At 32.6% G+C, this 23,286-nt stretch carries 23 protein-coding genes; 19 read left to right on the top strand and 4 right to left on the bottom strand.

Annotated features, from left to right (window positions below):
* Positions 1–63 precede the first annotated feature (63 nt).
* The 6 genes from H3U96_RS02975 (at position 64) to tsaB (ending at position 7,221) form a co-directional block, all read left to right on the top strand.
* Positions 64–1,041, top strand: a complete 978-nt coding sequence (locus tag H3U96_RS02975) for a glycosyltransferase family 8 protein (RefSeq protein ID WP_198195526.1) — start codon at positions 64–66, stop codon at positions 1,039–1,041.
* 43 nt (positions 1,042–1,084) lie between these two features.
* Positions 1,085–2,074: a glycosyltransferase family 2 protein gene (locus H3U96_RS02970; RefSeq protein WP_198195524.1), complete on the top strand. Its 990-nt coding sequence runs from the start codon at positions 1,085–1,087 to the stop codon at positions 2,072–2,074.
* Positions 2,075–2,134: 60 nt separating this feature from the next.
* Positions 2,135–3,085: a glycosyltransferase family 8 protein gene (locus H3U96_RS02965; RefSeq protein ID WP_198195522.1), complete on the top strand. Its 951-nt coding sequence runs from the start codon at positions 2,135–2,137 to the stop codon at positions 3,083–3,085.
* A gap of 34 nt (positions 3,086–3,119) precedes the next feature.
* Positions 3,120–4,313 carry a glycosyltransferase family 9 protein gene (locus H3U96_RS02960; RefSeq protein ID WP_086361300.1) on the top strand — a complete coding sequence of 398 codons (1,194 nt, stop codon included), beginning with the start codon at positions 3,120–3,122 and terminating at the stop codon, positions 4,311–4,313.
* A gap of 296 nt (positions 4,314–4,609) precedes the next feature.
* Positions 4,610–6,544: an ATP-dependent DNA helicase gene (locus H3U96_RS11385; RefSeq protein ID WP_086361294.1), complete on the top strand. Its 1,935-nt coding sequence runs from the start codon at positions 4,610–4,612 to the stop codon at positions 6,542–6,544.
* Positions 6,541–7,221 (top strand): tRNA (adenosine(37)-N6)-threonylcarbamoyltransferase complex dimerization subunit type 1 TsaB, encoded by a 681-nt coding sequence (gene tsaB, locus H3U96_RS02950; RefSeq protein WP_086361295.1) that lies wholly within the window; start codon positions 6,541–6,543, stop codon positions 7,219–7,221. The genes H3U96_RS11385 and tsaB overlap by 4 nt, the downstream gene beginning before the upstream one ends.
* Positions 7,222–7,273: 52 nt before the next feature.
* Here tsaB and H3U96_RS02945 read toward each other — a convergent pair whose 3' ends face one another.
* Entirely contained in the window at positions 7,274–7,540 is a 267-nt protein-coding gene (locus H3U96_RS02945) for a GrxA family glutaredoxin (protein ID WP_086361296.1), read from the bottom strand.
* A gap of 281 nt (positions 7,541–7,821) precedes the next feature.
* Between H3U96_RS02945 and H3U96_RS02940 the strand changes: the two genes are divergently transcribed.
* From H3U96_RS02940 to H3U96_RS02925, 4 genes are all read left to right on the top strand, one after another.
* On the top strand, positions 7,822–8,514 hold the full coding sequence (locus H3U96_RS02940; protein ID WP_198195520.1) for a DUF2884 family protein: 693 nt from the start codon (positions 7,822–7,824) through the stop codon (positions 8,512–8,514).
* Positions 8,515–8,584: 70 nt separating this feature from the next.
* Positions 8,585–9,436 (top strand): bifunctional methylenetetrahydrofolate dehydrogenase/methenyltetrahydrofolate cyclohydrolase FolD, encoded by an 852-nt coding sequence (gene folD / locus H3U96_RS02935; protein ID WP_086360404.1) that lies wholly within the window; start codon positions 8,585–8,587, stop codon positions 9,434–9,436.
* A 68-nt stretch (positions 9,437–9,504) separates the two neighbouring features.
* The gene (gene ppiB / locus H3U96_RS02930) at positions 9,505–9,996 is read left to right on the top strand and encodes a peptidylprolyl isomerase B (RefSeq protein WP_086360405.1); all 492 of its coding nucleotides are present in this window, start codon (positions 9,505–9,507) and stop codon (positions 9,994–9,996) included.
* Entirely contained in the window at positions 9,989–10,741 is a 753-nt protein-coding gene (locus H3U96_RS02925) for a UDP-2,3-diacylglucosamine diphosphatase (RefSeq protein ID WP_086360406.1), read from the top strand. The genes ppiB and H3U96_RS02925 overlap by 8 nt, the downstream gene beginning before the upstream one ends.
* Here the strand turns inward: H3U96_RS02925 and modC are convergent.
* The 3 genes from modC to modA are packed head-to-tail and all read right to left on the bottom strand — an operon-like array spanning position 10,720 to position 12,861.
* Positions 10,720–11,400, bottom strand: coding sequence for a molybdenum ABC transporter ATP-binding protein (gene modC, locus H3U96_RS02920; RefSeq protein WP_086360407.1), 681 nt, complete (start codon positions 11,398–11,400; stop codon positions 10,720–10,722). The genes H3U96_RS02925 and modC overlap by 22 nt on opposite strands.
* A gap of 6 nt (positions 11,401–11,406) precedes the next feature.
* Positions 11,407–12,096 (bottom strand): molybdate ABC transporter permease subunit, encoded by a 690-nt coding sequence (modB, locus tag H3U96_RS02915; protein ID WP_065613372.1) that lies wholly within the window; start codon positions 12,094–12,096, stop codon positions 11,407–11,409.
* A 12-nt stretch (positions 12,097–12,108) separates the two neighbouring features.
* Positions 12,109–12,861, bottom strand: coding sequence for a molybdate ABC transporter substrate-binding protein (gene modA, locus H3U96_RS02910; protein WP_086360408.1), 753 nt, complete (start codon positions 12,859–12,861; stop codon positions 12,109–12,111).
* Positions 12,862–13,069: 208 nt separating this feature from the next.
* Here modA and H3U96_RS02905 point away from each other — a divergent pair, with 208 nt between their 5' ends.
* The 9 genes from H3U96_RS02905 (at position 13,070) to amtB (ending at position 23,244) form a co-directional block, all read left to right on the top strand.
* A complete protein-coding gene (locus H3U96_RS02905) occupies positions 13,070–13,846 on the top strand; it encodes a TOBE domain-containing protein (RefSeq protein ID WP_086360409.1) in 777 nt (258 codons plus the stop codon).
* A gap of 15 nt (positions 13,847–13,861) precedes the next feature.
* Positions 13,862–15,334 (top strand): molybdate ABC transporter ATP-binding protein ModF, encoded by a 1,473-nt coding sequence (gene modF / locus H3U96_RS02900; RefSeq protein WP_086360410.1) that lies wholly within the window; start codon positions 13,862–13,864, stop codon positions 15,332–15,334.
* 384 nt (positions 15,335–15,718) lie between these two features.
* Positions 15,719–17,722 (top strand): excinuclease ABC subunit UvrB, encoded by a 2,004-nt coding sequence (uvrB, locus tag H3U96_RS02895; RefSeq protein WP_086360411.1) that lies wholly within the window; start codon positions 15,719–15,721, stop codon positions 17,720–17,722.
* A gap of 24 nt (positions 17,723–17,746) precedes the next feature.
* Positions 17,747–18,097 (top strand): RidA family protein, encoded by a 351-nt coding sequence (locus tag H3U96_RS02890; RefSeq protein WP_065613362.1) that lies wholly within the window; start codon positions 17,747–17,749, stop codon positions 18,095–18,097.
* Positions 18,098–18,298: 201 nt separating this feature from the next.
* Positions 18,299–18,799, top strand: coding sequence for a 5-(carboxyamino)imidazole ribonucleotide mutase (gene purE, locus H3U96_RS02885; RefSeq protein ID WP_065579296.1), 501 nt, complete (start codon positions 18,299–18,301; stop codon positions 18,797–18,799).
* 7 nt (positions 18,800–18,806) lie between these two features.
* Entirely contained in the window at positions 18,807–19,871 is a 1,065-nt protein-coding gene (gene purK, locus H3U96_RS02880; RefSeq protein ID WP_086360443.1) for a 5-(carboxyamino)imidazole ribonucleotide synthase, read from the top strand.
* Positions 19,872–19,894: 23 nt separating this feature from the next.
* Entirely contained in the window at positions 19,895–21,379 is a 1,485-nt protein-coding gene (dgt, locus tag H3U96_RS02875; RefSeq protein WP_086360412.1) for a dGTPase, read from the top strand.
* A gap of 225 nt (positions 21,380–21,604) precedes the next feature.
* Complete coding sequence (glnK, locus tag H3U96_RS02870) at positions 21,605–21,943, top strand: P-II family nitrogen regulator (protein ID WP_065579294.1); 339 nt, start codon at positions 21,605–21,607, stop codon at positions 21,941–21,943.
* Between the two features lie 20 nt (positions 21,944–21,963).
* A complete protein-coding gene (gene amtB, locus H3U96_RS02865) occupies positions 21,964–23,244 on the top strand; it encodes an ammonium transporter AmtB (RefSeq protein WP_086360413.1) in 1,281 nt (426 codons plus the stop codon).
* Positions 23,245–23,286: the final 42 nt, after the last annotated feature.

Raw genomic sequence — 23,286 nt, 5'->3', positions numbered from 1 at the left:
TAGCTAATTGAGTATTTTCATTTAAAATAAAACATTAGATTGTTCAATAAGATGGAATTGGTAATGATAGATATATATGGGTGTGTTGAAGACAAAAAAGTTATCACTTTCAATAATAAAGAAGTTGATAACCCATTACATGTTTTGCTTTGTTTTGATGATGATTATGCTTTTCCCGCTGGTGTTAACATGTATTCTATTATTCGTAATAATCCTCATAGAGGATTACATTTTCATTTGTTTATGCAAAATGTAAGTATTGAAAATCAATCTAAAATCGCAGAACTTTCATCAAATCTTGTTTCAATTACTCAATATTCAATTAATAATAAATTTAGAATTCATTCTAATAATACGAAATCTTTTCCTATTTCGGCTTGCTTACGTATTATTGCACCTTTAATTATATCCCAAAATGTAAACAAGTTACTTTATCTTGATAGTGACACAATATGTTTATCCTCGCTAGATGAAATTTTTAATGCAGATATTAATGATAAAATTATTGCGGCCGTAGCAGATGTTGAAAACACTCAAGTTTCTCAGTGTAAAAAATTTCAATTAGAATATGGTAGTTATTTTAATTCAGGAGTGTTGCTATATAATCTTGAAAACTGGAATCAGGCTAATATAACTGAACAGGCACTTAATTTATTAAATGAAGGAATAGAGTATAAATTTCCAGATCAAGATGTATTAAATATTTTATTAAAAGATAAAGTTTATTATCTTCCTAAAAAATTTAATAGTTTAACATTATTAACAGTTCAAGGTTTTGAAGATCAACAAAAAGCCGCAATGGGAGCGACTATTATACATTATACTTCGGGGAGTAAACCTTGGTTTAAATTGTATTTAACTCCAATCTATAAAAAATATATAGATAATTCACCATGGAAAAATACAAAACTGCTATTAGCTAACAATCATTCCCCATCTACAACACGACGTTATTCAAAATATTTATCACGACAGCATAAATATTTTCGTTCTTTCTTTTATTATGTGTTATATCTAAAACATAAGTTTTTTAAAGCGTAATTTATTAGTAATATTGTGTAGCTAATTATGATTAAGGTTTAATATGAACAATTCCCCACTTATATCTGTTATTATTCCTGCATACAATACAATAGATGTTATTGAAGAAACGTTGAATTCAGTAGAAGCACAAACCTATCAAAATTACCAAATTGTACTTATTGACGATGGATCTACAGATGGGACAGGAAAATTTATTGATAATTATTGTAAGTATAATAAGAAAGCAATAGCTTTTCATCAAGATAATTCTGGTGTGTCAATGACGCGTAATAAAGGCATTAATTATGCAACAGGGGAGTTTATTTGTTTTTTAGATAGTGATGATACTTATGCAACGACTTTTTTAGAGAAAATGTTAAATCGTCAGCAACAAACAAATTCTAATGTAGTTTATTGTAGCTTTAATCGTATTAAAAAAAATAATATTGTTGAAGAGATCTTACCTTTTGAAGAAGGGAATATCCTTAAAAGTTTTATTGAGAAAAGCTTCCATTTCTCAGGGATGCTATTTAAGCGTTCTTTTTTGCTCCAGAATAGTATTTATTTTGATGATGATCTTAAAATTTGTGAAGATATTTTTTTTACTATCAAAGCAATAAGTCAAACTGAAGCTTATACAGTTAAAGAACAGTTGTTTAATTATTTTTATAGAAATCAATCAGTTACTAACTCTATTTATAATGCTGAATTATATGAAAATGATATTAAAACATGGTCACGAATTCAGTCTTATTTAAGAGAGAATTATAATAAAGAAGATAAAAAAGATATTATCCAACTAGTTTATTTTATATTAGTTAAATTAAAGATAAGACTTTTAACTGAATATTTAAAAGATTTTAAATATAAAGAAATTCGTGATTATTTAAACAAGGACTATAATCTTAATGATGATTTAATGAGTCTTAATGATAAATTCTTACATAAAAGTGATAGAAAAAAATTCAATATCATAAAACGAAATAATTTAATTGTATGGCTTTGGGGCAGTATATATTATCGATATGTTAGGCGTGATATCAGAAAATAATAAAATTTAAGTCATTGATTAAAAATAATATTGTAAAGGTTATAATAAGGATTTTTTAGAATGAAAGATAACACGATAAATATTGCCTTTTGTACAGATAAAAATTATCTTGAATTTGTAGCGATATCTATTAAGTCAATTCAATTAAATAATTTGAATAATGATATTCAATTTCATGTGTTTTTGTATGATGTACCTGTTAATGATATAGAAAAATTTAAAAAATTAAATATTCCAATTAAAACTTATTTTATTGAAAAAGAGCAATTAGAACAATATCAGACTGAGCATAAATTAAAGCATATTAATCGATCAATGTATATTCGACTTCTTGTTCCACGTTTATTGAGACATGAAGTTGATCGATTCATTTATTTGGATGCAGATGTATTATGTTATAAAGATATTTCGTCGATCAATAGCATTAATATTGATTCAGTTGTTTGTGCGGTTGTTTCAGACTCTTTAAATAATAATAACCTGAAAAAAAACATTAATCGTTTGAAGTTAAATTCAACAAACTATTTTAACTCAGGATTTCTATATATTAATACTAAAAATTGGTGTGGTTATGATATTGAAAGTAAAGTCAATCAGGTTTTATTAAACTCTGATAATACTCAACTTATCTATCCTGATCAAGATGCTTTAAACATAGTTTTAAATAATAAAGTTCTCTACATTGATAGTAAATGGAATTATCTTTTTACTTGGATGAATGAGGAAGAAAAACAAAATTTTTTTTATGATAGTGAGTTTTTACCATTTATTATACATTTTACAGGCGCTAGAAAACCTTGGTATAAAGAACATGTTGGACTCGCACAGAACTTATATTTATTTTATAAACATTTTACGCCGTGGCATGATACTCCTTTACAAAGTTATTTGCCTAAAATGAGAGTTAATGATTATCGTATATATGCAAAAAATTATTTTAAAAAAGGAAAAATTTTTAAAGGAATAAAATTTTTCACACAATATTTATTACTAAAAAATGTTAAAAAATAATAACAATAGTTAAGTTTTATAGGAAATCTTCAGTATGAGTCGTATTATGTGGGAAATAAAATTTATTCGAAAAAAAATTAAATTATACATTTCAAATTTATTAAATCGAATTGTGATGTTTTCCTTTCCTAAAAGGAAAGAAAAGTTTAGTCCTGAAAATATAAAATCAATTTTAATTGCACGTAATGACAAAATTGGTGATATGGTTGTAACTACATCGTTGATTAAAAATCTTGCTCTAGCCGGCTACGATGTCTATGTTTCATCTCAGCAATCAAGTTTAGAAATCCTTAAGAACAATCCTTATGTTAAAGGAACGTTTAGTTATAATGATTATTCATATAAAGATTTATTTGAGTCAATAAAGAAAATAAGGAAGTTTCATTTTGATCTTGTAATTGACACAAGACCCTTCTATTCTTTTGAGATGAAAAAAATTATTTTTTGTGCATTTACTAATTCGACCCATTTAATGGGGTTTAATAAAAGTAATGTGAAATCATATAATATTTCAATTCCTTATTATAACAATGATTCACATATTACCAATCAATTGAATAAAATATACGATTATATAAATATTCAAAACTATGATAAAAGCTATGATTTATATATTGCTGAAGATAATAAAAAGTATATTAATAAATTTATAACAAAATATAATATAGCTAAATTTGTAATTATTAATCCTTTTGGTGGAGCAAAAAAGCGAGAATTATCTCAATGGCAAATGGAATATCTCGTTGAAATATTAAAAAAAATAAAGCCAGATCATACAATTGTTTTTATTGGTGAACAAAATAAACTTAAAAATATTGATCCTAATTTAGGATTAAAATTCCAATCAAACTCTATTTTAGATGTTATTGCTCTAATAAAAGAAGCGTCATATGTTGTAACGGTTGATACTTCCATTGTTCACATAACTTCAGCATTTGGTTTACCATGTTTAACAATTTATTCAGAATCAATATTATTTGAAAAAACAGATGATATTAATTTAACTATGCGGAAAAAGTGGAAGGAATACTATCGTAATGCATGTAATAATTTAGTTGATAAATCCTATTTAAAAAAGAATAATTTATTGGTTGAATTACCATATTGTTACGATCAGCTATGGTCTCCTAATAATCCAAATGCCAAACAAATTGTATTTTACAAATCTTTTTTAAGTAAAGTTGATAATGAAGAATTTAGTCAAAGGATATTATCTTGTATAAAATAGTATTACTATGAAATTATATTTATAATAAATAGGTAAAAATTTAATTCATAAACAAATGTAAATAATTATTTACATAATTGTAAGAATAGCTGCGATATTTGTTAAATAATTTCTATTTTTTATCATTAATAATTATAGTGCTTTTTTATTATAAAAATGGTTAATTATCCAATTTAATGACTATTTTTTCATACCGATTTTATGAGGGCGTTATATTTTACTAACGTTAATTATTTCTTTAACAAATTTTCTAAAGTATATAAATAGGGCTTATCTTTTGATTAGGTGTATTTTAAGTGATTGATGATTTTGCAGAAAATGGTTTACTTGCGACAGCTATTGATGGCTTTGTTGCAAGAACGCCACAAAAACAGATGGCAAACAAAGTCACTAAAGCAATACAAGCACAACAATCACTGGTGGTTGAAGCGGGAACCGGTACAGGTAAAACCTTTGCTTATTTAGTTCCAGCATTACGAAGTGAGAAGAAAGTCATCATTTCAACTGGCTCGAAAAATCTACAAGAACAGTTGTATAGTAAAGATTTGCCGATTATCAAAAAAGCTTTGAACTATACCGGTAAAATTTCACTTCTTAAAGGTCGAGCCAATTATCTTTGTTTAGAGCGTATGTATCACCAATATGCGGCAGCAGGCGATTTAGATAAGAATTTACATACAGATCTTGTCCGCGTCAAAAATTGGTCTATTAAAACTAAAGACGGTGATATTAGTAAATGTACAACGGTAACCGAAGATAATCCAATTTGGCCAATTTTAACTAGCACTAACGATAATTGTTTAGGCAGTGAATGCGAGCACTATAATGATTGTTATGTGGTTAAAGCTCGTAAGCGAGCGTTAAATGCTGATATTGTTGTGGTCAATCATCATCTGTTTTTAGCTGATGTAGTGGTAAAAGATACTGGGTTTGGCGAACTGATTCCTAAAGCTGATGTAATGATATTCGATGAAGCTCATCAACTGCCAGACCTGGCATGCCACTATTTTGGGGAACAGTTAACCAGCCGACAATTGTTTGATTTAGCCAAAGAGATAAATTTAGCTTATCGAACCGAAGTCAAAGATATGTCTCAGTTACAGCAATGTGCTGATAAACTGCAAAAATGTACCCAAGACTTACGATTATTAATAAATCAGCAAAATAATAAAGGCAACCTGCGTTATCTATTTAATCAAGCTAACATTAAACAAGAATTATCTTATTTATTTGATGCTCTTGATTTTTGCAAAGAAGTACTTTTATTAGCGATAGGGCGCTCTACCACGTTAGATAATTGTTTTGATCGTGTTAACCAGTATCGATTATTATTGAAGGGTCTAACAGAAACACATGTATCTGGTTTTAGTTATTGGTATGAGAGTTCATATAGTTCTTTTCTGTTCGCATTAACACCATTGTCGGTAGCTGATAAATTTGCAGAGTTATTAATCGAGCGCAAAGGAAGTTGGATCTTTACATCAGCAACCTTATCAGTTGATAATCAATTAGATTATTTCACCAAACGTTTAGGGTTAACTAATTCTGACTCATTGATTTTAGAAAGCCCTTTCGACTATAACAACCAGACAATATTGTGTGTGCCACGTTATATACCATCACCAAATGAGCAAGGTAATGCTGAAAAATTAGTTAATATTCTATTACCTATTATTGAAGCTAACAAAGGACGCTGCTTTTTCCTCTGTACTTCATATGCCATGATGAATGCTTTAGCGACACAATTTCGAGAATTGACTAAATTACCTGTGTTAGTTCAAGGTGATACCAGTAAAGTAAAATTATTGGAGCAATTTATTCATAGTGGTAACGCTCTATTAATTGCAACTAGCAGTTTTTGGGAAGGAATCGATGTTAGAGGCGACACACTTTCTTGTGTTATTATAGATAAATTACCTTTTACTTCACCTGATGATCCTTTAATTAAAGCTCGAATGGAAGATTGCCAAATGCAAGGTGGTGATGCATTTAATGAGGTTCAATTACCCGAAGCTGTTATTACCTTAAAACAAGGAGTAGGGCGATTAATTCGCCATCACAATGATCGTGGCGCAATTATTATTTGTGATAATCGATTAGTCATGCGACCATATGGCGCAACATTTATTAATAGTTTACCACCTTCGCCAAGAACGCGAGATATAAATAAGGTCATCAATTTTTTATTATCTAACAGTGAATCGATAACCGATAATTTGGAAAGCAAATGAGTACTATTTTAGCCATTGATACTTCAACAGAAGCTTGTTCAGTCGCATTATTTTATCAAAATGAAATCACTCATGATTTCATTATTTCAGAGCGAGATCACACCAAAAAAATCTTACCCATGGTGGATAAAATTTTGCATCAAGCTGGGTGTAGCCTTTCACAACTAGATGCAATTGCTTTTGCTCAAGGCCCTGGTAGCTTTACAGGAGTGCGAATAGGGATTGGAGTGGCTCAAGGTTTAGCGCTTGGTATTGATGTTCCAATGATAGCTGTATCGACATTGCAAACTTTAGCACAAGGTGCTTATAGAACTAAATGTGCAACTAAGGTTATTCCAGCAATAGATGCTAGAATGGGAGAAGTCTATTTAGGACAATACCATTATCAAGATCAACAATGGCAAGCGATCATTCCTGAATGTGTGATTAAACCTGAGGATGTGGTAACTAAAATCCAAAATATTGATAATGATGATTATTCGGCTGGCACCGGTTGGCAAACTTATCCTGATATGTTTGCAGAGATTAAGCAAAGTGAAGTATGGTTACCAGAAGCACAAGATTTGGTGGTTATCGCCCAGCAAAAATGGTTAAGAAAGGAAGTGGTTAAAGTTGAAGATGTTGAGCCAACATATTTGCGCAATGAAGTTACATGGCAAAAATTACCAGGTCGATGACAGCAGATAAGCGATCGAAATGCGTTATCTGCTGTGAAATTAGGTTTACTGCTTATTCTTGAAATAATCCCAAATTAGCTTTGGCATAGGCTTCAAAGTCAGTGCAACCACCAATTGGTTTTTCATCGATAAAAATTTGGGGTACGGTTTCGACCGGTTTACCAACACTTTTTGAAAGATCTTCTTTGGTAATACCTTCAGCATTGATATCAACATAACGATATGAAAAGTCATCTCGTTCTTGTGATAATTTTTTTGCTAATTCTTTAGCTCGTACACAATATGGACATCCTTGACGTCCGAAAATTACAGCATACATAGTTCACCTCTAATAGTTAAATTTAATTGTTCGATTAACTATACTTCAGTTTTAAATAAAAAAAAGTAGTTAAATCTAGTTGATATAATAGATTATACCTATTGACATTACGCTTGCAAAGTTAGCAAGGTATACGTTTTAATCATTTAGATACTTTATCGAGTATTTTTTCTGTTATGACAAAAAAATATTGAGGAAAGGGGTTTTTTAAGCCTCAAAAATAGTGCTAATTTGATATTACTCGCTATAATTTTAATTTTAACCATTAAATGGATGTCAGTATGTTAAAAAAAATGATATTTATTTTGTCATTAACTTTATCGATAACCACGTTTGCAGCACAAAAAGAGTGCCCTGTAAAACCAAGTTACGATATTGTGATAAATAAAGACAGTATCCATATATATAATAAATCAAATGATTTATCTATTAAGAATGATGGCCAGGTGATATTAAATAAAAAAATAATATCACCAAATCCATCATTGCGAAAAAAGCTTGATCAGTTTGAGAAAGGTTTACGCTCACAATTACCTCAACTAGAGCAGCAATCATTAAGCTTATTGTCTGAAGTGAAAGTCGCTTTTGATCAGGCAATCACCAAAAAGTTGAGTGATGATCGTGAACTGCATAGCGAGTTAAATAAATTATATAAAAGATTAGTGAAACTATTACATGGCTCTCTTATTAGCGAGAATGGCAGCACAAAATTTTATTATCAAAATTTTAATAAATTGAAAAAAGATGGGCATGATATTGGTGAACGTATTTTTTATAATGTTATTGGTGGTAGTATTTTAGATTTTAATTTGTTTAAAAACATAGCTGCGATTAAAGATATTTCGAAAAATGAATGGAAGGCTCAAAAACCAAAACTTAAAGCCTTTGATGCTCATATTTGCTCGGTTATTACGGATGTGGATCAACAATATCAACAGATTTTAACAGAACTTAATCAATCGGCCGACAAGTAAATAGACAATAATCAAAACTTTTGCGAAAATATCTTATCTACAATCATCAGGTAAAAGAAGTAATCAGCTTATGACAGCGAATATAATTGATGGCAAAGCGTTAGCATTGCAAATACGCAATGAAATTGCTCAAAAAGTAAAAAAACGTACTGAACAAGGTTTATCTGTTCCCGGTTTGGCTGTTATACAAGTTGGTTCGGATCCGGCCTCGAAGATTTATGTAAAAAATAAACAAAAAGCTTGTGATGATGTTGGTTTTGCTTCTTTTGCTTATGATTTTCAAGCGTCAACCACTGATGAATTATTAGCATTAATTGATGAATTGAACCAACGCTCCGATATTCACGGTATCTTAGTTCAATTGCCTTTACCGGATAATATTGATAAAACTAAAGTGCTAGAGCGTATCGATCCTCGTAAGGATGTCGATGGTTTTCATCCTTATAATATTGGTCATTTATTACAACGTGATCCAATACTACGACCATGTACACCATATGGTGTCGTTAAAATGTTGGAATCAACCGGTATTAATTTATCGGGGTTAAATGCAACAGTTGTTGGGGCGTCGAGTATTGTTGGTCGTCCTATGGCATTAGAGCTATTACTTTTAGGATGCACAACCACAATCACCCATAGTCGAACAGTGGATGTAGCAAAGCATGTCAGTAATGCAGATATTGTTGTGGCTGGTGTCGGTATACCTAATTATGTCAAAGGTGAATGGATAAAACCGGGTGCTATAGTGATTGATGTTGGTATTAACCGTTTGCCTGATGGGAAATTAGTTGGTGATGTGGAATTTGATGTTGCTAGCCAACGAGCCGGCTGGATTACACCGGTACCTGGTGGTGTTGGGCCGATGACGGTAGCAATGTTAATGAGTAATACATTAGATGCATGTGAAAGATTTAGTGAGTAAGCATATTAAAAGATATTGCTCACCTTTTAACAATTTTTACGTAATAGAATGAAATTAAGGAACATTTTATGATTATATTTCATACTTCATTAGGCGATATTAAGATTAATACTTTTGAAGATAAAGCTCCAGAGACAGTTAAAAATTTTGTTGAATATTGCCAAGAAGGTTTTTATAACAACACCATTTTCCATCGTGTCATTAATAATTTTATGATTCAAGGTGGTGGTTTTGAACCAGGTATGAAACAGAAAAAAACTAAAGCACCGATTAAGAACGAAGCTGATAATGGTTTAAAAAATAATCGTGGTACATTAGCCATGGCGCGTACCAGTGATCCTCATTCTGCGACAGCACAATTTTTTATCAATGTCGTTGATAATGATTATTTAAATTATCGCTCATCGGATATCAATGGCTATGGTTATTGTGTTTTCGCTGAAGTTGTCAATGGTATGGATGTAGTTGATAAGATTAAAGCGGTTAAAACTGGTCGTAGTGGCATGCATTCTGATGTTCCTGTAGAAGATGTCATAATTAAGAGTGTAGCGGTTGAATAATCCGGTTCGCTTTTTTATTGCAGATATTCATCTTGCAGACAATCAGCCTGCTGTAGATCATTTTGATATAACAGCAGGTTTTTTATCTTTTCTTAAACAATTACCTAATCAATGTGAGCTTTATATACTTGGTGATTTGTTCGATTATTGGGTAGGTGATGATGTACAGTCAATATTACATAATCAAATTGCTGATGCCTTAAAAGAACTCTCCTTACGCCATATTAAAAAATTCTTTGTACATGGCAACCGTGATTTTTTAATTGGTAAGCATTACGCTAAACGCTGTGAAATGACTTTGCTAGGCGATATTAATTGTTTGTTGAATCAAAATAAAAATATTGTATTTTTGCATGGTGATTTGCTTTGTATTGATGATCCTCAATATCAAAAATTCCGCAAAATCATGCATAAAAAATGGCTACAAAAATTATTTCTATTACTACCATTAAAAATACGTTTAAAAATTGCCACTAAATTACGTAAAGAGAGCAGCCAACATAATCAAATCAAATCTGAAACTATTATGGATGTAAATCCAAAAGCTGTCATTGATATGATGATTGCCAATAACGCTAGTATTATGGTCCATGGACATACTCATAAACCTGCTACACATCATCTTTATATTAATGGCGAGCCTGCGACTAGAATTGTGTTAGGAGCTTGGCATGATGGCATTTCGTATATAAAACAAGAAAAAAATAGCACCACTTTAGAACTTTATAACCACTCTTTCAAATAATCACTTTGTAGAATTTGTTCAGTATCACCATAGATTTGTAATTTCCCTTGCTCTAAAACTGCTACTTGTTGTGCAATGCGTTTAACTTCATTGATATTGTGCGTTACATAAACAATAGGGATATTGAGATCATTTACTAGTTTATCAATATAGCTTAATAGCTCTTTTTTACGGGGCATATCTAAAGCTGAGAGTGGTTCATCCATTAGTAATAATTTTGGTTCTGCTAATAGCGCTCGACCAATGGCAACACGTTGTTTCTCACCACCCGATAACATTGCTGGATAACGATTGAGAAGTGAATCAATATTGAGCACCGAAACTATTTCGTCAAATTTTTCTGTATTCAATGATTTTGCACCATAAGTTAAGTTTTTTATTACTTTATAATGGGGAAAAAGCAATGCATCTTGAAAAACAGTACCAATTTGTCTTTTTTCTGGTGGAGTAAAAATTCCTTTTTCAGTATCAACCAAAGTAGTTTGATTTAGTTTAATATAACCGATATCTGGTTTAATCAAACCATTAATAAGGTTAATCAGAGTTGATTTTCCTGAACCGGAGACACCTAAAATTGCCGTCACGCCATGACAGGGAATTTCATGTTTAAACTGGAAAACAAACGAGGCGAATTTTTTGCTCACATTTATATTTAACATGATGAACTATCCTGTTAACTTCTTTTTATGCCAACGATTAAGCATTTCTGATAAAAATAAAGCAATTAATGATAATAGTATCGAAACAATGCAAAGCCGTAATGCACCGGATTCGCCATCAGGGATCTGTAATAAAGTATACATAGCTAAAGGAATAGTACGGGTTTCACCTTGAATATTTGAAACGAAGGTAATTGTTGCTCCAAATTCACCTAAACAACGCGCGAAACCAAGTACGGTTCCCATTAAAATGCCTGGAAATGCTAATGGTAATGTAATGGTCATAAAAACACGGAATGGTTTAGCACCGAGGGTTCTTGCGACTTTTTCTAATCTTGAATCAATTGATTCAATCGCTAATCGAATCGATCTGACCATAAGAGGGAATGCCACCACAGCAGAGGCTAAGGCAGCACCTTGCCAATTAAAACTGAAACTGAGATGGAAATAGTTATTTAACCATTCGCCAATAATACCATGACGTCCCATCGTTAAAAGTAGTAGATAGCCTAAAACAACAGGCGGTAAAACTAATGGAAGATGAACAATACTATCAAACAATGATTTACCTATGAATTGACATCTTGCTAAAATCCAAGCAGTTAAGATCCCTAAAGGTAGGCTAAAGATTATCGCTGCTCCAGCTATTTTTAAGCTTAGCAGTAATGTTTGCCATTCAAATTCAGTTAATATCATCTTTTCAGAATACTAATTAGTTAAAAAAACATATTTTTGAAAAATATTTTGTGCTGTTGGTGAATTTAAATATTGATAAAACTCTTTTGCTTCAGGTTTCAATAATGTTATTGGATATTCAATAGCTTTGAATGTATCGGCAGGAAAACTACCAACGACTTTCACTTTATCACTTACTTTTGCATCAGTGCTATACACAATCCCTAATGCAGCTTCATTGCGTTCAACTAACATTAACGCATCACGAACATTACTTGCTGGAGCCATTTGTGGTAACAATTTATCAAATACGCCTAAATTAGTTAAAGACTCTTTAGCATACAGTCCGGCAGGGACATGGTCAGGATCACCGACAGCTAATCTTTCGCCTTTGGGTAAAATTGTTTGCCAGTTAGTCTCTGTATTGATATCTACTTTGTCTAATTTAGATTGTTTTGGCGCTATTAAAACTAAGCCGTTTTTTAACAAATTTTGTTTTTCTGTTGTAATTTTATGTTCAATAAGATAATTCATCCATTTTTGATCTGCTGACATAAAAATATCTGCTGGAGCACCTTGTTCAATTTGTTTAGCTAAAACAGAAGAAGAAGCAAAGGAAAATACGATTTCGGTATCTTTATGCTCTTTTTTATAACTAGTTGCGATATCTTGCATTGCATTAGTCAGCGATGCTGCTGCAAATACTGTGATTTTTTGACTGGCTGTTGCAGATAAACTCACAAATAAAGCTGTTAATATTATGATTAATCCAGTGATTTTTTTCATATTATCCCTTATTTTCGTTATATAAAATAATGCATAACGATGCTATCAAACTTTACCGATAATGTACAATTAATCTTTACTTGTTAGTGAAATTTTATTGTTCATAAAGAGATATGATTACAATTTTTGGTGGAAAATAAAAAAACGTCTACAATAGAATAACTTTACCATTAATAATGGTTTATTTAATCTAATAAGGCACAAAATAATGCTGTCACCAGAAATTTTATTAACTTTAAACTTAAATCAGCAATTATTTACTGATCCACGGCGAATTGCCCTACTAAAAGCGATAGATCAAACAGGTTCATTAAGTCAAGCCGCCAAACAAATCGGTATAAGTTATAAAACTGCATGGGATGCGATTAATGAAATCAATAATTTGGCACCAACCCCTTTTTTGATTACCGCTACAGGAGGAAAAAATGGTGGCGGTACCAAACTTAGTGCTTACGCAGTTAGATTTATACAACTTTACGATCTATTAACTCAGCTACAATATAATGCATTTAATATTTTAAATGATGACAATATTGCGCTGGATGATATTTTAAAAATCACAGCTAGATTATCATTGCAAACCAGTGCTCGTAATCAAATTTATGGTAGTGTTGCAAATATTGAAACTAGTAATATTGCCGGATTTGTAAAGGTTAAATTAAATGATAATCAAACGGAACTAAAAGCTTATATAACTCAGCAAAGTATTGAACATTTAAAAATAGATGTTAATAAAACCGTGCTTTTACTTATTAAAGCCCCTTTGATTGAATTGAATAATTTAAATGAAAATCAATTAACGGTTAAAGTTGAAAAAATAATCACTGATGGTCAGTTATCTGAAATTTCATTTTCATTGCCATCAGGTATGATACTTTACGCAAGCAAATTAACCAGCGAAGTTAATCGTGTAAAGTTAATCGAAGGTCAGCAAACAACCATATCTATCGATCCTCAACATATTATCATTGCTACATTAGTTTAGTCATTTGAGGTATTTATGTTACAAATTGAAAATACAATATATAAAATTAGTGATTTCCGCGTTTTTACTATCGAGTCTTTGACGATTAATGCTGGTGATATTGTTGCTTTTGTCGGCCGAAATGGATCGGGTAAGTCAGTATTAGCTAAAGCATTAGCTGGTGATCAAACAGTATTATCAGGGAAAGTAATTAATCATTTTAAATCTGTTGCGCATATATCCTTTGAGCACTTACAGAAAATAATCGATGATGAATGGAAACGAAATAATACCGACATGCTAAGCGATAAAGAAGATGATACTGGATTAACTACGGCTGAGATTATCCAAGAACATAATCAAAACCAAGCACTTTGTGAAAGTTTAGCACTACAATTTGGTATAGCAGATCTTTTAAATCGTCGTTTTAAATATCTTTCCACCGGAGAAACTCGTAAAACCTTAATTTGTCGCACATTAATGAGTAAACCTGAACTATTAATTTTAGATGAGCCATTTGATGGTTTAGATGTTGCATCTCGAGCTAATTTAGCTGAAACACTCAGTCAACTATCAAAACAAAATATTACTATTGTAATGGTATTAAATCGTTTTAATGAGATTCCTCCATTTGTTAAATATATTGGATTACTGGCTAATTGTCAGCTATTGAAATATGGCACAAAAGACACCATATTAGATGACGTAACCGTTAAACAACTTGCTAATTTAGAACATTTATCTAATTTTACTTTACCAGAGCCTGATGAAGTTTCTGTGCCATTACCCAACGATTTAGATCGGATTATTTTAAATAATGGTTTTGTTCAATATGATGGTAAAGCAATTATTAATGGATTAAATTGGTTAGTAAAAGCTAATGAAAATTGGCAAATAGTTGGGCCAAATGGGGCAGGAAAATCGACATTATTGAGTCTAATAACGGGTGATCATCCTCAGGGATATAGTAACGATTTGACACTGTTTGGACGTAAACGAGGATCTGGTGAAACTATATGGGACATCAAGCGTCATATTGGCTATGTAAGTAGTAGTTTTCATCTAGATTACCGAGTTAGTTTAAGTGTGGAAAATGTATTAGTATCAGGCTATTTTGATTCAATTGGCGTATATCAAACAGCTAGTGATAAACAATTAAAATTAGTTAAACAGTGGTTGCAATTATTAGATTTAACCGAATTAGCTGAGAAACCGTTTCAATCGCTTTCATGGGGGCAGCAACGTTTAGTCCTAATTGCTAGGGCTTTAGTGAAACACCCAACGTTACTGATTCTAGACGAACCATTACAGGGACTTGATTATTTGAATCGTGAATTGGTCAAAAGTTGGATTGATAATTTAATTGATAGAGGTAATACACAATTATTGTTTGTTTCCCATCATACAGAAGATGCGCCAAAATGCATCACTCATCGATTAACTTTTGTGCCTAATGAGACTGTTGGCTATCAATATAAAATAGAAGGTATTAAAAAATTGTTTAGATAAAAACTATTAAATTAAGTTTTAAAAATAGGAATAATCAATAAAAAAAGTTTTTTAAATAGCTCAAAATTTAGTCAAAATTTGGAAAAAAGTTTATATTGATTATACTTAGCAAGTTATCCCCTATGCCTGTGGATAAGTCTGTGAATAGTTGATTGAAAAGTGTGTTAACCTCAATGCTCATCAGGTTTTTGTTTGATTTGATTACAACTTAATCATGATTTTGAATATTTATATATATCAATTAGTTATCATAAATCAAGGGTTGTTTGTTAAGGCGGCTTTACATTCTTTTAGCTTAACTGAACAAAAAATATAACATTTCTAAAGGTCAAGTGTTTTTTGGGGATAATTTTTATTAATAGGTAAAATTTTAGGTTGCGAGTAATGAGAAAATTTAAATTATGTTCTGATTTTAAACCTGCTGGCGATCAGCCCGCGGCAATTGATCGGATAAATCAAAATCTTGATGATGGGATAGCGCATCAAACATTATTAGGTGTTACAGGTTCAGGTAAAACATTTACTATGGCCAATGTCATTGCCAAGCATAATCGTCCAACTATTATTTTAGCACCTAATAAAACTTTGGCGGCGCAGTTATATGGTGAAATGAAAGCATTCTTTCCTGATAATGCGGTGGAATATTTTGTTTCTTATTATGATTATTATCAACCAGAATCATATGTGCCTTCTACTGACACATTTATTGAGAAAGATGCCTCAATTAACGAGCATATTGAGCAAATGCGTTTATCGGCTACTAAATCGTTATTAGAACGCCGTGATGTAGTGATTGTGGCTTCAGTATCAGCCATATATGGTTTAGGTGCACCTGAAACTTATATGTCCATGATTTTACATTTAGCAAGAGGTACCATCACTGATCAGCGTTCAATCTTAACGCGTTTAGCTGAATTACAATATACCCGTAATGAAATTGGTTTTAGTCGTGGTACGTTTCGGGTACGAGGTGATGTTATTGATATATTCCCTGCTGATTCAGATGAACTAGCTGTACGTGTTGAGCTTTTTGATGATGAAGTTGAACGGATAGTTATGTTTGATCCATTAACTGGCAATGCGATTAATGAAGTACCTCGTATTACAATTTATCCCAAAACGCACTATGTAACCCCAAGAAATATTATGGACAATGCGATTGCTGAAATTAAGCAAGAGCTTCAAGAACGCCAAAAAGTTTTGTTGGATAATAATCGACTTTTAGAAGAACAACGATTAACTCAGCGGACTCTATTTGATATAGAGATGATGACCGAACTTGGTTACTGTTCTGGAATTGAAAATTATTCAAGATATTTAGCTCAACGTAAAGCCGGAGATCCACCCGCAACATTGTTTGATTATTTGCCTGCTGACGGCTTATTATTTATCGATGAATCTCATGTGGCAATTCCGCAATTGGGGGCGATGTATAATGGTGATAGATCACGTAAACTTAATTTAGTTGAATATGGTTTTCGTTTACCATCAGCATTAGATAACCGACCGCTAAAATTTTCAGAATTTGAAAACATAATGCCACAAACAATTTATGTTTCAGCAACACCAGCTAAATATGAAATTGAAAAATCGGGTGGTGAAATTATCGAGCAGGTTGTTAGACCTACAGGTTTATTAGATCCGATTATTGAAGTTAGACCGGTTGCTACTCAAGTTGATGATCTATTATCTGAAATTAAAGTGAGAATAAATCAAGATGAGCGAGTATTAGTCACTACTTTAACTAAACGTATGGCTGAAAACTTAACTGATTATTTATCTGAACATAATGTTAATGTTAAATATTTGCATTCGGATATTAATACTGTAGAAAGAATGGAAATTATACGCGATCTTCGTCTCGGTAAGGTTGATGTGTTAGTCGGTATCAACTTATTACGAGAAGGATTAGATATCCCTGAAGTATCATTAATTGCAATTTTAGATGCTGATCGCGAAGGCTTTTTGCGTTCAGAAAGTTCATTAATCCAAACGGTTGGTCGTGCAGCTCGAAACGTGAATGGTAAAGCGATTTTATACGCCGACAAAATCACACCAGCTATGCAGAAAACGATCGACGAAACAGCGCGCCGTCGTAAAAAACAGGAAGATTTTAATGAAGCTCATGGTATTACGCCAAAATCAGTACGTAAAGAAATTAAGGATGTTTTAGATGCTGGTTTAAGCACGAAAAAAGCTACGGCTAAAGTACAAGCTTTTGAACCTGGTGGACAGTATAATTATGTTTCGGTCAAAGAAGTTCAAGCAAGAGTTAAAGAGCTTGAAGCTATGATGTATGAAGCTGCCCAAAATCTAGAATTTGAAAAAGCAGGTGTTTTACGTGATGAGATCAAAAAATTACGATCTGATTTTATCAAAGTATCTTAATAAAAAGTTTTTAAGGAAAATATAATGACAATTACTCGTATAGATCCCGAAGATAGATGGTCGGAAGCGGTGATCCATAATAATGTGATCTATTATACAAGTGTGCCAACAGATTTACGTGATGATGCTTATACGCAAACCCAAAGTGCCTTAGCTGAAATAGATAAAATTTTAGCAAGAGCAAATAGTGATAAAAGTCGTATTTTAGATGCGACCCTTTTTTTGGTAAATAAAAGTGATTTCCCTGCCATGAATAAAGCGTGGGATGAATGGGTAGCAAAAGGGAAAGCTCCAGTTCGTTGTACTGTTCAGGCAGGATTAATGAAAAAAGAGTATTTGGTTGAAATTAAAATCGTTGCAGCCGTTAATCCATAAATTTATATCATTATCCGCCATATATTGGCGGATTTAATAACGTTATATTATGAGATTAGCTGTTTTATTTATATATTAGCTTAAATTGTCCGAATATTCAGTTTAACTTATTGATAAGAAGTCATACTTCTTGCTATCCCATTTATCAAATTTTAGTGTATACTTTCGACACTTAATATTTACATCTCCTTATAATCATCTATGCATACTCAACCAAAAATTGCCATTGTAATGGGTTCGAAAAGTGATTGGGCTACTATGCAGCATGCTGCTGATATTTTAGATACTTTAGCCATTACTTATCATGTTGAAATTGTTTCTGCTCACCGTACTCCAGATAAATTATTCGAATTTGCTGAACATGCTAAAACAAAAGGTTTTGATGTCATCATAGCTGGTGCTGGTGGTGCAGCTCATCTACCTGGTATGTTAGCGGCAAAAACCTTAGTTCCTGTTTTAGGTGTGCCAGTTCAAAGTGCTGCATTAAGTGGTGTGGATAGTCTTTATTCTATCGTACAAATGCCAAAAGGCATTCCTGTAGGAACTTTAGCTATTGGTAAAGCTGGAGCCGCAAACGCAGCCTTATTAGCTGCGCAAATTCTCGCATTACATAACCAAGAAATTTATCAACGTTTATCGAATTGGCGATTAAGTCAAACTGATGAAGTTTTAAATAATCCTGATCCGAGAGTAGCGATATAATATGACAATTCGATCTGTTTGTGTGTTAGGGAATGGCCAGTTAGGGCGTATGCTTCGACAGGCAGGTGAACCATTAGGTATTCATGTTTATCCTGTAGGACTAGATGTTGAACCTGTATCGATCCCTTATCAAGATTCTGTTATTACTGCTGAAATTGAACGTTGGCCTGAAACGCAACTTACGCAAATTTTAGCTAGTCATCCTCAGTTTGTTAATCGAGATGTATTTCCTATTATTGCGGACCGTTTAACTCAAAAACAGTTACTTGATGAACTGAACTTACCAACAGCTAAATGGTTTGCTGTTAATAATCAGCATGATTGGCCGAATTTTTTTGAAAACTTAGGTGATCTACTAATTGTTAAGCGTCGAACCGGTGGTTATGATGGTCGTGGGCAATGGCGACTTTCTGTAGATGATGACATCACTGTGCCAAATGACGTTTATGAAAATGCTATTGTTGAACAAGCGATTCCTTTTGAAAAAGAGCTGTCGCTGGTTGGGGCTCGAAATGCCAAAGGGGAAACTGTTTTTTATCCTTTGACTAATAATTTGCATCAAGATGGCATATTAAAAATGAGTGTTGCTATCCCATGTGAAAATGAGACATTACAGGCAAGCGCTGAGCAGATGCTAGCAAAGATTATGCATAAGCTTAATTATATCGGCGTAATGGCAATGGAATGTTTTGTCATTGGTGATAGCTTATTAATTAACGAATTGGCTCCAAGGGTACATAATAGTGGTCATTGGACGCAAAACGGTGCTTCTATTAGTCAGTTTGAATTACATTTACGGGCTATTTTAGATTTACCGTTACCTAAGCCAGATGTTTTTTGTCCATCAGTGATGGTGAATTTAATTGGTACCGAATTCAACATTAATTGGTTAGCGGTAGATTTAGTTCATTTGCATTGGTATGAAAAAGAAGTAAGAGTAGGGCGTAAAGTTGGCCATATCAATTTAAGCCATCAACATCGTCAAAAATTGATCGACGCTTTAAATCAACTTGCTTCTATGCTACCAGCAGAATATGGTTCACCAATCGAGTGGGCAAAACAGAAATTATAGCTGATTGAACCTCAGGTTGCGATATGATCGATTTTAATAAAAAAATTAATTATCAACGATATGCCAGTAAACAACGTCAAGCGTCGGATGAATATTCTGTCTTGCGCTTTTTTGAAAGTGATCGGGGTCGCATTCTTAATTCAGCAGCGATACGGCGTTTACAGCAAAAAACACAAGTATTTCCTTTAGAGCGTAATTCTGTTGTGCGAACTCGGCTTACTCATTCAATGGAAGTACAACAAGTTGGTCGTTATATCGTCAAGGAGATTGTTAATCGTCTTAGTCTCTCTGGAAAATTAAAGACGTTTGGCCTAGATAAATCCGTCATGTCTATAGAAAGCTTAGTTGAAATGGCTTGTTTAATGCATGATATTGGTAATCCACCATTCGGCCATTTTGGTGAAGCAGCGATCAATCAGTGGTTTACTGCGCGTTTGGGAATTGATAATGATTCAAGCTATCCAATACTTAATATTAATGAGACCGATAAGCAATCACTCAAATCATTAAAATTAAAAATTCGCCAAGATCTTGCAAACTTTGAAGGTAATGCTCAAGCAATTCGATTGGTGCATACAATTCTTCGACTTAACTTAACTTATTCACAAATCGCTTCAATTCTAAAATATTCCAAACCTGCTTATTGGTCTAATGATATTCCAGATGAATTCAGCTATTTGATGAAAAAACCTGGATACTATCTGTCTGAAGAATATTTTGTTAATGAATTATCACAGCAACTGGATATCCAACCATTTCATCGCTATCCACTTACTTATATTATGGAAGCGGCGGATGATATTTCTTATTGTATTGCTGATCTAGAAGATGCTGTAGAAAAGAAAATTTTAACTGTGCAACAGCTTTACCATTATTTAAAAGATGCATGGGGCCCAGTTAAAAAAGGTGATTTATTTGATGAAGTTGTTAATAAACCTTATGACAATTTGAAAAAAAATGAATTTGAAGCGATAGGTATTGACCAATTCTTTATGTATTTACGGGTAAATACTATTGCTAAATTGGTACCTCATGCAGCTGAACGATTCATTGAAAATATAGAAACAATCTATCATGGTTCATTTAATCACGCTTTACTTGAAGATCATGAAGCTGAATATAAATTACTGAATATATTTAAAACAGTTGGATTTGAACATATCTTTAATCATGAGATGGTTGAAAATATTGAATTACAAGGTTATCGAATAATCACGGGTTTATTGGATATTTATAGTCCACTGCTAAATATGTCAACAGATGATTTTATTAACTTAGCCAAAACAAGTAATCATAAAAACTATCCTATCGAAACACGGTTGTATCATAAATTATCGGCAAAACATTGTGTTGCTTATCAACAAGCTATTGCATTATTGGACAAAGGGCATTGTAGCTTTAAATGTTGGGAATTTTATTATCGTTGCCGGTTAATTCAAGACTATATTAGTGGTATGACTGATCATTTTGCTTATGACGAATATCGCAAACTAATGGTAACATTCTGATTATTAATATCTATCGGCACCAAAAATAGGCATAAGCACCAAATTGGTGCGCTAGAAAGCCTATTTTTGTCTTTAAAAACCCCTTTCCTCAAAATTTTTTACATAATAATAATCATCAACCAATTTTAAAAATAACAAATATTTCAATGGTTAATCATTCTAGACTAATTTTGGCATGCTCCTTGCATTAACTTTAATAACATTAATAGTAATAAGGAGTAATGGATGAAATTTGTCACCGTAGTTATAAAACCTTTCAAATTAGAAGAGGTCAGAGAATCACTATCCAATATTGGAATTACTGGTTTAACTGTTACTGAAGTTAAGGGATTTGGGCGACAAAAAGGTCATGCCGAGCTGTACCGTGGAGCAGAATATAATGTCAACTTTCTACCTAAAGTTAAAATTGAGCTAGCAATTAGTGATGAATTGCTTGATGAAGTAATTAGTACCATCAGTAAAGCTGCTTATACGGGAAAAATAGGGGATGGGAAAATTTTTGTTACTCCGCTAGAACATGTCGTTCGTATTCGTACTGGTGAAACTGATGAGTCAGCACTGTAATTATCAATAAGGATATCATTATGTTGAAAAAATTTATTCTTTGTTTCGGATTGGCTTTAGCTAGTCCAGTGTTTGCCGATGAAATAGTAGTTGCAGATAAAGCTGATAATGGTTTTATGATGATTTGTACCGCATTAGTTTTATTTATGTCAGTACCAGGTATTGCACTTTTTTACGGTGGGTTATTAAGATCTAAAAACGTTTTATCCATGTTATCGCAAGTATTAGTGACATTTTCGTTGATTGCTGTGTTATGGATAGCTTATGGCTACTCTTTAGCCTTTGGTGAAGGTAACTGGTTTTTTGGTAATTTTGACCATTTTTTATTGGCTAATGTCGGTATTACTGATGTTTCTGGTTCGATCTATGAAATGATCTGGATTGCATTTCAAGGTTCTTTTGCTTGCATCACTTGCTGTTTAATCTTGGGGGCCTTTGCAGAAAGAATTCGTTTTTCGGCAGTTCTTATTTTTATGGTGTTATGGTTCACTTTCTCATATATTCCGATGGCGCATATGGTTTGGGGGGGGGGAATTCTTGGTGATGAAGGCGCATTGGATTTTGCTGGTGGTACTGTGGTACATATCAATGCCGCTGTTGCTGGTTTACTCGGTGCCTATATGCTTAAAAATCGTATTGGTTACAATCGAGAACCATTAAAACCGTTTAACTTACCTTATGTTTATTTAGGTGCAGCTATATTATATATCGGTTGGTTTGGTTTCAATGCCGGATCGTCAACACATGCTGATGAAATTGCTGGTTTAGCTTTTATTAATACCGTTGCCGCAACTGCTGCCGCTGTTTTAGCGTGGTCATTTGCCGAATGGATATTACGTGGTAAACCATCATGTTTGGGGGCAGCATCAGGTGTGATTGCTGGATTAGTTGGTATCACTCCAGCTGCAGGATTTGTTGGTGTTGGCGGTGCAATGTTAATTGGTCTTATTTGTGGGGTTGCCGGTGTTTGGGGTGTGTCATCTTTAAAAAGGATATTAAAAGTTGATGATACCTGTGATGTATTTGGTGTACATGGTGTATGTGGTATTGTTGGTTGTCTATTAACTGGAGTTTTTGCTTCTGAGTCATTAGGCGGAACAGGTTATGCCGATGGCATCACTATGACAAGTCAAGTTGGTATACAGTTAATGAGTGTTATCACTTGTGTAATTTGGACGGCAATCATTGCTTATATTGCCTATAAAATTGCTGATTTTAGTGTTGGTTTACGGGTATCTGAAGAGCATGAACGTGAAGGACTTGATATCAATAGTCATGGTGAAAGTGCATTTAATAGTTAAAATTATTTAGAAGGTTAAAATAAAAAATCTACAGTATGTCAA

The sequence above is a fragment of the Gilliamella sp. M0364 genome (assembly GCF_016100565.1).
In the GTDB taxonomy this organism is placed as follows: domain Bacteria; phylum Pseudomonadota; class Gammaproteobacteria; order Enterobacterales; family Orbaceae; genus Gilliamella; species Gilliamella apis.
The sequence above is the reverse complement of the archived record's forward strand: the minus strand, read 5'-3'. Positions and strand labels throughout refer to the sequence as shown.